The 12,265-nt window shown below is 60.7% G+C and carries 11 protein-coding genes; 6 read left to right on the top strand and 5 right to left on the bottom strand.

Going from position 1 to position 12,265, the window contains the following annotated elements; all coding sequences use genetic code 11:
• Window positions 1-61 precede the first annotated feature (61 nt).
• From GGD46_RS13365 to GGD46_RS13375, 3 genes are all read left to right on the top strand, one after another.
• On the top strand, window positions 62-1,897 hold the full coding sequence (locus GGD46_RS13365; RefSeq protein WP_184704545.1) for a M23 family metallopeptidase: 1,836 nt from the start codon (window positions 62-64) through the stop codon (window positions 1,895-1,897).
• Window positions 1,898-2,071: 174 nt separating this feature from the next.
• The gene (locus GGD46_RS13370) at window positions 2,072-2,695 is read left to right on the top strand and encodes a TetR/AcrR family transcriptional regulator (protein ID WP_246806294.1); all 624 of its coding nucleotides are present in this window, start codon (window positions 2,072-2,074) and stop codon (window positions 2,693-2,695) included.
• A gap of 110 nt (window positions 2,696-2,805) precedes the next feature.
• Entirely contained in the window at window positions 2,806-3,183 is a 378-nt protein-coding gene (locus GGD46_RS13375; protein ID WP_184704547.1) for a DUF427 domain-containing protein, read from the top strand.
• Here the strand turns inward: GGD46_RS13375 and GGD46_RS13380 are convergent.
• The 4 genes from GGD46_RS13380 to GGD46_RS13395 form a co-directional block, all read right to left on the bottom strand.
• The gene (locus GGD46_RS13380; protein ID WP_184704549.1) at window positions 3,180-4,250 is read right to left on the bottom strand and encodes an ABC transporter ATP-binding protein; all 1,071 of its coding nucleotides are present in this window, start codon (window positions 4,248-4,250) and stop codon (window positions 3,180-3,182) included. The two genes, GGD46_RS13375 and GGD46_RS13380, sit on opposite strands and share 4 nt — an antisense overlap.
• 22 nt (window positions 4,251-4,272) lie before the next feature.
• Window positions 4,273-5,121, bottom strand: coding sequence for a carbohydrate ABC transporter permease (locus GGD46_RS13385; RefSeq protein WP_112412959.1), 849 nt, complete (start codon window positions 5,119-5,121; stop codon window positions 4,273-4,275).
• Window positions 5,114-6,052 carry a carbohydrate ABC transporter permease gene (locus tag GGD46_RS13390; RefSeq protein WP_184704551.1) on the bottom strand — a complete coding sequence of 313 codons (939 nt, stop codon included), beginning with the start codon at window positions 6,050-6,052 and terminating at the stop codon, window positions 5,114-5,116. Before GGD46_RS13390 ends, GGD46_RS13385 begins: the two co-directional genes overlap by 8 nt.
• A gap of 72 nt (window positions 6,053-6,124) precedes the next feature.
• The gene (locus tag GGD46_RS13395) at window positions 6,125-7,426 is read right to left on the bottom strand and encodes an ABC transporter substrate-binding protein (protein ID WP_184704553.1); all 1,302 of its coding nucleotides are present in this window, start codon (window positions 7,424-7,426) and stop codon (window positions 6,125-6,127) included.
• A 220-nt stretch (window positions 7,427-7,646) separates the two neighbouring features.
• Here GGD46_RS13395 and GGD46_RS13400 point away from each other — a divergent pair, with 220 nt between their 5' ends.
• The 3 genes from GGD46_RS13400 to GGD46_RS13410 all read left to right on the top strand — a co-directional run bounded on the left by GGD46_RS13400 (window position 7,647) and on the right by GGD46_RS13410 (window position 10,757).
• Window positions 7,647-8,849 carry an ROK family transcriptional regulator gene (locus tag GGD46_RS13400; RefSeq protein WP_184704555.1) on the top strand — a complete coding sequence of 401 codons (1,203 nt, stop codon included), beginning with the start codon at window positions 7,647-7,649 and terminating at the stop codon, window positions 8,847-8,849.
• A gap of 141 nt (window positions 8,850-8,990) precedes the next feature.
• Entirely contained in the window at window positions 8,991-10,091 is a 1,101-nt protein-coding gene (locus tag GGD46_RS13405) for a Gfo/Idh/MocA family protein (protein WP_184704557.1), read from the top strand.
• Window positions 10,092-10,115: 24 nt separating this feature from the next.
• Window positions 10,116-10,757, top strand: a complete 642-nt coding sequence (locus GGD46_RS13410; RefSeq protein WP_184704559.1) for a ThuA domain-containing protein — start codon at window positions 10,116-10,118, stop codon at window positions 10,755-10,757.
• 78 nt (window positions 10,758-10,835) lie between these two features.
• Here the strand turns inward: GGD46_RS13410 and GGD46_RS13415 are convergent, their stop codons facing one another.
• A complete protein-coding gene (locus tag GGD46_RS13415) occupies window positions 10,836-12,134 on the bottom strand; it encodes an ABC transporter substrate-binding protein (protein ID WP_184704561.1) in 1,299 nt (432 codons plus the stop codon).
• Window positions 12,135-12,265 lie beyond the last annotated feature (131 nt).

Genomic DNA, 12,265 nt, shown 5'->3' on the forward strand with positions numbered 1-12,265 from the left:
TAGATTTTGCCATCATTTGCCCTAGTTTGGGCCCACCGCAATCTGCAGGGTTCCTCACTTCATGGCCGAAAGTCCATTGCGCGTTCAATTTCCTGCAGAAGCTGCGATTCAGGCGCGGCCTCATCACGATTTTCATATCCCTTTTCTGCCTCGTTCCGCGCATCTGCGCCATCTGATTGCCATCGGTTTGGCGGGCACCGCATCCTGCGGCCTGCTTGCCACCGTGCTCTATCCGCTCTTGGCGCGTCATGGGATCGAACAGGCGGTGCCCGTGCGCGCGGCCCAGCTGGTGCAGTCTCAACCCGCAATGCACAAAAGCACCCGGCTCGCCGCCAAGCAGCGTTTCGATGGTGCGCGCTTCGCGCAGGTCGCGGAGAAGGTCTCGAGCGGCGAAACCCGCATCTTCACCTATCACCGCACGACCCTGGTGTTTAAGTCCGACGACTCCACAAACGCGCGCGCCAGCGCCGGCCCCATCAATGCGTCCTACGACCAGGAGCGCCCTCGGGAGATCGCCTTCGCTCCGACGTCGCTGTCGGATATGCGCCACGGCATCTATCCGCAAGCCACGCATTACGACGCGGTGCGCCGCTCACGCTTCCCGGTTCGCGGCGTGCCGCTGAACGTCAGCGTTTCTCGGGCAACGACCGGAGAGCCAGGCCGCGAATTCCGCCGACTGGTCTCCATGCCGAAGGACAAGCAGGACCTTCAGGATATTCTCGCATCTGCCGGTTTGGGCAGCGATGCCGGTGACGAGCTGCAGCGCGCGCTCGAAACCGATGCTATTTCCCCCGGCGACAGCCTGGAACTGCTACTGGAGAAGAAGAGCCCCGGCGCTCGACCCAAGCTGGTCATGGCTCGCCTGAGCGGCGACAAAACGCCGGAACGGGTCGTTGCCCGCGACGACGCGGACAGCTTCGTTCCGATGGCCAATGACCGGCTGTTTTCGACGCTCTATAGCGAAAGCCAGGCCGACACGCCGGCATCTTCGGAAATCGCCGCCGTCGACCTCAAGAATATCGACGATAGCGATGAAGCAACGGTCACCGCCAAGCTTGAGAGAGCGGGGCTGACCAAGGAATGCGCTTCGCAGCTCGTCAAGCTCGCCAAAGCCAAGGGCATTTCCCTTACCAGCATCGAAGACGCACCCGACAGCGTCGACCTGCTCTTCCGCAAGGCGGAGGATGGCAAGAGCGAATTGATGTTCATCGAATTCCATGCCGATGGCGACACGCACCGCTTCTATCTGCATAAGAATGGTGGCGAAGGCCCCTCGGAATTTTATGACGAAGGCGGCCATTCGATCGCCAAATCGTTGGTACATCGCCCCGTGCCGAACGGTACGCTTGGCGATGGCTTTGCCTGGCGCGTCCACCCCATTCTCGGCGTGAAGAAATTCCACAACGGCGTGGACTTCCGCGCGCCGATGGGCAGCCCGATCCAGGCCGCCGGCGACGGCATCGTCGAAAAGATCTCCTGGGAAACCGGCTACGGCAAATATGTCCGCATTCGCCACGATGGCGGCTACGAGACCACCTATGCCCATATTTCGGCAACGCCGTCGGATCTGCGCGTCGGTCAGCGCGTCACCCAGGGCCAGGTCATCGCCTATGTTGGCTCAACCGGCTATTCGACAGGTCCGCACCTCTACTACGAACTGCGCGTCAACGGCCGGTATGAAAACCCGCTGACGGCGCAACTGCCGGCCGGCACCAATCTGACCGGCAAGTCGCTCGACAGCCTGCGCTCGCAGGTCAGCCACGTCGAAAATATCATGAGCTATCTCGATGTTCCCGCGGCGCGTAGCGCTCCGTCGCAGCCCTTTGCTAGCTTCGGACAAGGGTCAAGCCTAGGCCCGAGTTTCGGACCGAACCACTTCGGCGCCTCGTCGCCGTAAGGCTGCTTAGAACCTCTGTCCATATATGCGCATCCCTCACCCGCACAGGCGGCAATGGCGCCTCGATGCCGAATGCGGTAACACTCCTCCGGTAGGGACAGAGAGAAGGTGCCGTCGCCTGCCATGTGGCGGGTTGCCGGATATATTCATGCGGGAGCCCGCAAGGAGCAGAGATTGGCGCGCAAGCCATTGCCGGAACACAAGGATACGGCACCGAACCACAGCCGGCGCCCCCGTGCCGATGCGCGCCGCAACCATGACCGGTTGATCGAGGTTGCCGCCCAGGCCTTTGCCAGCCACGGCACTGCCGCCTCCCTTGAGGATATCGCCCGGCAAGCCGATGTCGGGATCGGGACGCTCTACCGCCATTTCCCCAGCCGGGAACATCTGGTCGAAGCCGTCTATCGCCACGAAGTCGAAGCGCTCTGCGATGCCGCAGAAGAGCTAGCGTCCCGGCTCGCGCCGGATCAGGCGCTCGAGGAATGGATGCATCGCTTCGTCGGGTATATCGCCACGAAACGCGGCATGGCCGACAGCCTTCGCATCCTCCTCAACAGCAATTCCAAGCTCTTTGCCGATAGCTACGGCAAGGTGCCGGTGGCCCTTTCCGGCCTGATTGAGCGGGCCGTGGATGCAGGCTCGATCCGCACCGATGTCGACAGCACCGATGTGCTGCACGCACTCTCGGGCACCTATTCCATGCCCAATTCGCCGGAATGGCACGATCGCGCCCGCCGGCTCGTGGGCCTGCTGATGGACGGGCTGCGCTGGGGAGCACCGAAGACGGATTCGCACTAGAGCCCTGATAATCGCAGGCAGGCTTCCTATATCCTTTTTCAAACGCAGATTGTCAGGCACCGATGCGGCGACAACTGCATTTATCTGACCCTTCACCCAAGAGGCTCATGATGTCGGAAAAGCCAGTCAAGATTCCCGGTCCGGATCATCCCATCACCATCGAGCGGAAGCATGCGCATGTCACCGTTTCCGTCGCCGGCAAGGTGATCGCCGATACGCGCAACGCATTGTCGCTCAAGGAAGCGTCCTATCCCGCCGTGATCTACATTCCCCGGGGGGATGTCGACCTGGCATCGCTGCAGAAGACCAGTCACGAAACCTATTGCCCCTATAAGGGCGAATGCTCCTACTACAGCATCCCCGCCGGCGGCGAGCGCTCGGTGAACGCCATCTGGACCTACGAGAATCCCTATCCTTCGGTCAGCCGGATCAAGGAATACATGGCCTTCTATCCCGATCGCGTCGATTCCATCGACATCGTTACCTAAAGCGCCAGGCCGCTTGAGGCGTCGAAGACGTAAACCTGCTCGGGGCTGACGGAAACATTCAACGGTTGGCCATAGCGCACCGGCGCTTCGCCATCGACAACGGCCGTCACCTGCTCGCCGGCAAGGTCGAACAACACATGCGTCTGTGCGCCGGTCGGCTCCACCAGCAGGGTCTGGCCGCTGAGCGGTGAACCGTCATTGGCAAGGCTCAGATGCTCGGGCCTCAGACCGATCTTCACGCTCTGGCCCGCCTTCACCTTGCGTTCGTCGGCAATCCGCACCGGCGTACTGTCCTTCAGCCGCACGGCAGGCGCGCCTTCGACGCCTTCCACCACGCCATCGAGGAAATTCATGGCCGGTGAGCCGATAAAGCCGGCGACGAAGAGATTGGCCGGCTTGCGGTAGAGCTCGATCGGCGTGCCCTCCTGCTCGATCCGGCCCTGGTTTAGCACGACAATACGGTCGGCAAGCGTCATCGCCTCGATCTGGTCGTGGGTCACATAGATCGAAGTGGTCTGCACCTTCTGATGCAGCGCCTTGATTTCGGAGCGCATCTGCACGCGCAGCTTCGCATCGAGATTGGAGAGCGGCTCGTCGAACAGGAAGACGGCGGGATTGCGCACGATGGCGCGGCCCATGGCGACGCGCTGGCGCTGACCGCCGGAAAGCTGCGCCGGCTTGCGGTCGAGCAGCTTGGTGAGATCGAGCATGCGTGCGGCTTCATTGACCCGCTGCTCGATTGCCTGCTTCGTCTCGCCGGAGAGCTTCAGGTTGAAGCCCATATTCTCCGCGACCGTCATGTGCGGATAGAGCGCGTAGGACTGAAAGACCATGGCGATGTTGCGCTCACGCGGCGTCATGGCGTTGACCACCTGCCCGCCGATCGACACGTCGCCATCGGTGATTTCCTCGAGGCCGGCAATCATCCGCAACAACGTCGATTTTCCGCAGCCCGAAGGGCCGACGAGCGCGATGAACTCGCCGTCCTCGATCGACAGCGAGATATCGTGGATGACGGTGAGCGCCCCATAGGCCTTATGGATGTTGTGCAGTTCGACGGATGCCATGTTGTTTGTGCTCCAATAAGGCTCAGGATTTCACGGCGCCGGCGGTGAGGCCGGCGATGATGTGCTTCTGTGCCAGGAAGAAGACGATGATGGTGGGCAGGATGGTGAGCGTGATAAAAGCGAGCACCAGCTCCCATTCGGTGCCGAATTCGCCGCTATAGACCATCATGCCGAGCGGCCAGGGGTAGATCGAGTCCGAGTTCAGCATGATCAGCGGCAGAATGTAGCTGTTCCAGCTGCCGACGAAGGAGATGATGCTGACGGTCGCGATGATCGGCCGCGAAAGCGGCAACGAGATATGCCAGAAGAAGCGGATATAGCCGCAGCCATCGACAAAGGCGGCCTGGAACAATTCTTCCGGAAGGTTTCGAAAATAGTTTCGGAAGAGCAGGATGCTCATACCGAGACCGAAAGCCACCTGCGGCAGCACCACGCCCCAATAGGTATTGAGCAGGCCGAGATCGCGGATGCGGATGAAGAGCGGCAGGATGGCGGTGGCCGCCGGAAACATCAGACCGATCAGGAAGTAGTTCAGCAGGAAGTTCGAGCCGAAGAATTTCACATGCGCAAAGGCGAAGGCTGCCATGGCCGAGACCGACAGCGTCAGGAACACGGTGAGCACGGCGATGATCAAGGAATTCATCATCTGCCGCCAATAGCGGTCGCCGAAGAGAATGCTGGTGTAATTCTCGAAATGCCATTCGGCTGGCAGGCCGAAGGGATTGGTGCGGAGATCGCCGAGCGTCTTGAAGCCGCCGAGCGCGGTCGTCAAAAGTGGGATCAGCACGATGGCGGCAATGATGGTCAGCGACACATAGAGATAGATCTTCGTGCCGGTGGTCAGTCGAACGGATGAAGCCAGATCAGTCATTGCGCATAAATATCCGTTTGTAGCCGAAGGCGAGGGTGACGCAGATCACGAACAGCACGACGCCGACGGCGCTGCCGAGGCCGACCTGCATGCGGGTGACGCCGAAATTGTAAAGGAAGGTCACCATCGTCTGGGTCGAGTTGAACGGGCCGCCGCCGGTGAGCGGCATGATCATGTCGAAGAGCTGCAGCGATCCGACAACTGCAAAGAAGACGGAGAGACGCAGCGTCGAGCCGAGCAGCGGCAACGTCACGTAGCGGAACTTCTGCCAGCCGGTGGCACCATCGATCTCGGCCGCCTCCAACACGCTCTTGTCTAGGGATTGCATGCCGGCGATGAACAGCATCATGTGAAAACCGAAATATTTCCAGACGATCACGCCAAGGACGGCGTACATCGCCAGATCCTTGTCGGCGAGTACGTAAGGGGTCGCGGTGTCGAGGAAATGCGCGAGCGCAGCAAACAGGCCGTAATCGCCGTCATAGACGAAGCGCCAGATGAGGCCGGCGGCCACTTCGGCCAGCACGTAGGGCAGGAAGAATATCAGCCGGAAAAGCACGACGCCGCGAATACGGTTTGCCAGCATGGTCGCCAGCCAGATGGCAAGCGGCACCTGGATGGCGATCGATACCAGAATGATCAGCGCATTGTTCTTTAGCGACGTCAGGAAGGCATCGTTCTTGAAGAGAACCTGGAAATTGCGCAGGCCTACAAACTCCGTCGGCAGGCCGTAGCCGTTCCAGCGATAAAGGCTGTACCAGGCGGCTTCCCCCATCGGCAGGATGACGAAGATGGTGAAAAGCAGAACGGCCGGAGGCAGGAACAGCAGGATAACCGGCATACGGCCGCGCGCGGCCGGCGACTTTCGCTTGGCAGCAGGCCTTGCTCTTGCGACGGAGGGGATAGTGGTCGTGGCGCTGACATCGGTCATGGGCGGTCTCGACGATTGCAGTTCAAAGAAAAACCGGCGCCGGCACAAGGGAGCGGCCGGCGCCGGATGCCGCTAGAGCTGGTCCTGTTCGAAGGCGTCCTGGACCTGCTGTGCGCCATCCTTCGGCGTGATCTGGCCTGAGGCGATGCCGACGGAAATGTCGTTGACGACACGGCCAACCGACGGACCGAGATCCTGGTCGAAGAAGTTCTGATGCCAGGTCGAATGCGCCAGCTGATCGGCAGCTCCGCGCATCAGCGGCGACTTGATGCCATCCTGCGCTCCATCAGCGACAGGAATGATCAAACCGGCCTGTGCAATGGTGCGCTCATTCTCGGAATTCGTCAGATAGGCAAGGAAATCGAGGGTCTCAGGCGGGGCCTTCTTGGTAACGGCCCAACCGTTCAGACCGCCGAGCGTATCTGTGGGAGCGCCGGCGCCGCCGGTCACGGCCGGGAAGGCGAAGCGGCCGATATTGTCGTCCGAGAGGCCCTTGCTGTCGCCGGAATTGACGCGCTGCGTGGCGACCGTCGTCTCGAAGCTGAGGATCATTGCCGCCTTGCCATCGCCGAAGACACCAAGCGTCTGCGGCCATGTGGCGCCGAGATAGCCGGGCTGGAACGGATCGAGTTTGCCGAGTTCGGCAAGTTGCTCGCCGGCCTTAATGATGGCCGGATCGTTGAAGCCTTTGCCCTTGCCGTTCTTGGCATCGTTGAACACCTGCTGGCCGCCGTCACGCATGACGAGATAGCTCCAGTAGAAGTGGATCGGCCACTTCTCACCGCCGCCGCCCGCGATCGGCACGATGCCGGCTGCCTTGATCTTTTTGACCGCGGCCAGATAGTCGTCCCAGGTCTTGATGGCGTCGGCATCGACACCGGCCTTGGCGAAGAGGGCCTTGTTATAGAAGAAGGAAACGGTGCCCATCTGATAGGGAACGGCACTGATCTTGCCGTCGAAGGTCAGGCCCTTGATGGCGGCCTGATTATAGCTCTTCTTCCAGACGCCGTCCTTCGCATCCATTGCCGAAGTCAGGTCGAGCAGCGTGCCGGTCTGCTGCTGCTGCTTCAGCACCCCGCCGCCCCAGCTATAAAACAGGTCCGGGGCGTCCTTCGACTGCAAAAGGGTCGGCAGCTTGGCCTTGAAGGCTTCGTTTGCCAGGAACTGCATCTCGATCTTCGTGCCGGGATGCTTGGCTTGATACTCGTCGGCGATCTTGCGCCAGATGGCGACATAGGCCGGATTGGCCTCAAGATGCAGCCACTTCACGGTGGTCTCGGCGGCAGCGCTCGTGACGCCGGCCAGAAGAGCCAGCCCGCTCGTCGCGGCAATAGCGGCAATGCGAAGAGCTTTCGCCCCACGTAGATGGATCATGATTTTCTCCTCCCAAGGGAACCAAGAACCTCAATATTTTTTCCCTTATGCGGAATAATTCAACGGAGCTTTGCTGAAATGTCAACCGTCATCGCTAAATTTTCGGCAGATCGACGGCGAAGCGGCTTGACATTGGGCAGTCACCATAGGTTATTTAATTCGCATTCCGTTAAAAATACCAGGCCGCAGCCGTGCGGGTTCATCATTCGGCACCAATCTCATGAAAACAGCAGATCCCGAGCTTATGCGGGCGATAAACCGCTTCAATGTGCTGGATACCATCCGGCGGGCGGGCTCCATCGCACGTATCGAAATCAGTGACCGCACCCAGCTTTCGACCACGACGGTCTCGGCAATCACCGCCTCGCTGCTGGATGACGGACTGATCCTGGCCCGCACCGAAGGCGACCTGCGCGAGGCAGCCACACGCGGTCGGCCCCGTGTCATGCTGGAGCTTAACCCCGATGCCGCACGCGTTGTCGGCGCAAAAATCGCCGCCAACCGCATGGTCTTCGTCGTGTCGGACTTCTGCGGCGAGGTTCTCTCGACGCTGACTCTTGCACTGCGCGTCGACCGGCAGCCGATCGGCGTTATTGCCGATCTCATCGAGGATGGCGTGCGTCGCTGCGTCGTAGACGCCAATCTGGCGCTGGACGAGATCGATTCCGTCTGCCTCGGCCTGCCCGGCGTCATCGAACATCGCACCGGTCATGTCCGCACCAGCCCTATCTTCCGCGAGACAGGCGTCGATTTCGCCAAGGAAATGTCCGGGCGGCTGGGCGTCACCACCATCGTCGAAAGCGATGCGCACGCCATCACGCTCGCGCATCACTGGTTCGGCAAGGCGAGAGACCTGGATGACATGGTGCTGGTCTCGCTGGAACAGACACTAGGATTGGGCGTGCTGCATGGCGGTCAACTCTTTCGCGGCGCCGGCGGCCTCAGCCACAATCTCGGCGATCTCGTACTCGGCATCGGGCCGCAGGGCACGATCAGACTGGCAAGCCTTGCCGGCGAAAGCGCCATTCTCGGCGATCAGCCAAGCGGCCGATTTGCCGAAGCCATTCGCCTCGGTCGGGGAATGGCTCACGCCAAGACGCTGATCGACGCCGAGGATAATGCGCTCATCGGCGCGGCCATTCGCGCCGGCGAAGCCTGCGGCATGGCACTCGCCAATATCGTCACGCTGTTTGCTCCGCCGCGCGTCATTCTGGTGGGATCGAGCCTGGCGCTTGGCCAGCCCTTCCTCGACAGCTTGCGCGAGGCCTATTCGCTGGCCATCCCGCCATCGATCAAGGGCGTGACGGAGCTGGTGTTCGACCAGTCGACCGACGAGACCTGGGCGCAGGGCGCCGCAGTCGTCGCGCTGCGCGAACTCTATGAATCGCCCTGGGGAACGACGGGGCCGGCGCCGGCCCTTTGATCCCCGGAGCAATGCCAGGAAAACTGCGCAGCGGTTTTCCGTTCGGAATTGCGTCGAAACAACAGGATGGAGCAGCTCAGCGTTTCCGTGAGGCACTGAACCGCTCCGGTACAGCAAAGACAATGCATTCGGAGGAAATCTATGAACAAGGTCGGCATCGGCATTATCGGCTGCGGAAACATTTCCGGCGCCTATCTCACCGCCATGAAATCCTTTCCCATTCTCGACATCAAAGGTGTCGCCGACCTCAATCGCGAACTCGCTGAGGCGAAAGCCGCCGAATTCGGCCTGGAAGCGGTTGATATAGTCTCCCTGTTGGCCGATCCCTCGATCGAGATCATCGTCAACCTCACCATTCCGAAGGCGCACGTCGCCGTCGGTCTTCAGGCACTGGACGCCGGCAAACACACCTATTCGGAAAAGCCGCTCGGCATCAATTTCGCCGAAGGCAAGAAGCTTGCCGATGCGGCAGCCGCCAAGGGCCTGCGCATCGGCGCAGCACCCGATACCTTCCTCGGCGGCGGCCACCAGACAGCCCGCGCCCTCATCGACGAAGGCGCGATTGGCATCCCGGTCGGCGGCACAGCTACCTTTATGTGCCCCGGCCACGAGCGCTGGCATCCGAATCCGGCTTTCTATTATGAAGTCGGCGGCGGCCCGATGCTCGATATGGGTCCCTACTACATCACCGATCTCGTCAACTTGCTCGGCCCCGTTTCGCAGGTCGCCGGCTTTGCGGTGACGCCGCGCAAGGAACGCATCATCACCAGCGAACCCCGTAATGGCGAGCGCATCCCCGTGCATGTACCGACGCATGTTGCCGGCGTCATGGCCTTTGTGAGTGGCGCGGTCGTCCAGATCGGCATGAGCTTCGACGTCGCCGGCCACAAGCATGTGCCGCTCGAAGTCTACGGCACTGAAGGCACGCTGATCGTGCCCGACCCCAACCGGTTCGGCGGCCCGGTGGAGTTCCTCAAGAAGGGTGGCGAATTTGCCGAGCGTGAGATCACCGCCCCCTATGCCGATGGCAATTACCGCTCGCTCGGCGTCGCAGACATGGCGCATGCCATCCGTTCGAACCGTCCGCACCGCGCCAATGGCAGCCTCGCGCTGCATGTGCTCGAAGTCATGGAAGCCTTCCAGACGGCCTCCGACAGCGGGCGCACGGTCACCATCACGACGCAAACCGAGCGTCCCGCCCCTCTGTCCGAATCCCTGGTGGATGGGCAGATCGGCCGCTAACAAAGTAATTTCAGGAGGATCATCATGCGTGAAGCACTTATCGTCTGGGGCGGCTGGAGCGGCCACGAGCCGCAGGAATGCGCCCATATCATCCGGGACATGCTGGAGGAGGACGGCTTCAAGGTCTACCTCGAAAACAGCACCGAGGCCTTCGCCGATCCTTCGATCCACGACCTCAGCCTGATCGTGCCGATCGTCACCATGTCGAAGATCGAGAAGGAAGAGGTGAAGAACCTTGCCGATGCGATCGAAAGCGGCGTCGGCATCGCCGGCTATCACGGCGGCGCGGGCGACTCGTTCCGCGAAAGCGTCGAATATCAGTTCATCATCGGCGGCCAATGGGTCGCCCATCCCGGCAATATCATCGACTACACGGTCAATATCACGCGGCCGGACGACCCGATCATGGAGGGGATCACCGATTTCCCCTACACGTCGGAGCAATATTACATGCATGTCGACCCGTCGAACGAGGTGCTGGCCACCACGACCTTCACCGGCGACCATGCCTACTGGATCGACGGCGTCGTCATGCCGGTTGCCTGGAAGCGCAAATACGGCAAGGGCCGCGTCTTCTATTCATCGCTCGGCCACCAGGCCAAGGAATTCGCCGTGCCGCAGATGAAGACCATCTTCCGCCGCGGCGCCAACTGGGCTGCGCGGTAAAGATTGAGAAGTTGACGGTGGAATTCAAAAAGGGGGCGCTAACGCCCCCTCAAATCAAAGAACCTAGATCGACCCCGCTTAGCTCTTCTTGAGCTTCAGCTTCGCCTTACCTTCATCCACCAGCTTCTGCGCGGCTTCCGCGACTGTGATCTTGCCGAAGGCAAGCTGATCGGCAACGGGGCGCATCACATTGCCGTCGAATTCCTGAGACCCCATCGGGGCAGGCGGTGGATAATCGCCCACCTGGTCTTTCAGCAGCTCGACATATTTCACTGTCAATTGCTCCGTGGGATTGAGCTGCGGCAGGATTGCTGCGCGCACGCTCGGAGACATCGGCACTCCACGCTCGACGCCGAGAATCTTGCCGGCCTCGATATCATTGACGAAGAAATCGATGAACTTCGCCGACGCTTCGCCATTCTTGCTCGTGGCGCCGACGCTCCAGATCAACGCCGGGCGATAATAGTGACCGGAAGGGCCATCCTTCTTTTCACGCGGCAACATGGTGATCGCCAGCTTGCTCTTGACCACGAGCTGATAGCCAACGAGCTGGTTGGAATAGGCCATGCCCATGGCGGACTTGCCCAGCGCCAGGCAGTTGCTTTCGATTACATTCTGATCGAGCGTCTGCACATCCGGCGGCACCGTGCCACCGCGCTTGCGCAGCTCTTCCCAGTAGGAATACCATTCCTTGGCGTCATCAACGCTGAAGCCGAGCTCACCTTCCTTGGTGAAGAGGCTTTTGCCACGCTGGCGCATCCACGCGTCGAGCACATAGTTATAACGCGCGCCGTAGGGACCGCCCCAATAGGCCCGCTTGCCGGCAGCCTTGGTCATCTCGACGGCGAGATCGGCATATTCAGCCCAGGTCGTTGTCGGACCGGGTGGCGTCAGCCCCGTTTTCTTGAAGATCTCCTCGTCATAGAGAAGCGTGAATGAGTTGAGGCCGAGGCCGACGCCATAGAGCTTGTCGTTGACAGTCGTCAGCTTCAGCATGTCCTTGCCGAATGTATCGACCTTCAGCGTCGAGGGCACGAACTGATCGAGCGGAAGGCAGGCGCCACGCTGCGAATAGTCCGAAATGGTGCTCGGCTCGAGCTGGAAGATATCGGCAATGTTCTGGCTTGCCATGCTTGTCGCGAGCTTGGCCCAATAGCCGTCGCCGCCGAGACTTTCGCCGACAACGGAAAGATCGGGATTCTTGCTGTGAAACAGTTCGGCAACCGCGACAGTGCGCTTGCCGCGATCGGGCGAGCCCCACCACATCGCGCGCAGCTGCGTAGCATCGGCGAAAGCCGGCATCGCTCCTCCCCCGAAGGCGAGGCCAGCCGCGGCTCCCGCAGCTCCAATCATGAATGAACGGCGATTCATGCGCATGAGATTCCTCCTTCTCTTGCGTTGTCATCCACGGCGATCTCCTCGACGCCTCTGCGGATGAAGTGCAGCAAAGATATGCAACTTCATTGCATTGTGCAATAAAGAATCTTTCTATTGCAAATTTGCGTTAT

The sequence above is a fragment of the Martinezella lusitana genome, assembly GCF_014207095.1.
Lineage (GTDB): Bacteria > Pseudomonadota > Alphaproteobacteria > Rhizobiales > Rhizobiaceae > Rhizobium > Rhizobium lusitanum_B.

Coding starts and splice junctions, on each gene's coding strand:
- GGD46_RS13365 (WP_184704545.1), top strand. CDS start 62: ATGGCCGAAAGTCCATTGCGCGTTCAATTTCCTGCAGAAGCTGCGATT.
- GGD46_RS13375 (WP_184704547.1), top strand. CDS start 2,806: ATGTCGGAAAAGCCAGTCAAGATTCCCGGTCCGGATCATCCCATCACC.
- GGD46_RS13380 (WP_184704549.1), bottom strand. CDS start 4,250: ATGGCATCCGTCGAACTGCACAACATCCATAAGGCCTATGGGGCGCTC.
- GGD46_RS13385 (WP_112412959.1), bottom strand. CDS start 5,121: ATGACTGATCTGGCTTCATCCGTTCGACTGACCACCGGCACGAAGATC.
- GGD46_RS13390 (WP_184704551.1), bottom strand. CDS start 6,052: ATGACCGATGTCAGCGCCACGACCACTATCCCCTCCGTCGCAAGAGCA.
- GGD46_RS13395 (WP_184704553.1), bottom strand. CDS start 7,426: ATGATCCATCTACGTGGGGCGAAAGCTCTTCGCATTGCCGCTATTGCC.
- GGD46_RS13400 (WP_184704555.1), top strand. CDS start 7,647: ATGAAAACAGCAGATCCCGAGCTTATGCGGGCGATAAACCGCTTCAAT.
- GGD46_RS13405 (WP_184704557.1), top strand. CDS start 8,991: ATGAACAAGGTCGGCATCGGCATTATCGGCTGCGGAAACATTTCCGGC.
- GGD46_RS13410 (WP_184704559.1), top strand. CDS start 10,116: ATGCGTGAAGCACTTATCGTCTGGGGCGGCTGGAGCGGCCACGAGCCG.
- GGD46_RS13415 (WP_184704561.1), bottom strand. CDS start 12,134: ATGCGCATGAATCGCCGTTCATTCATGATTGGAGCTGCGGGAGCCGCG.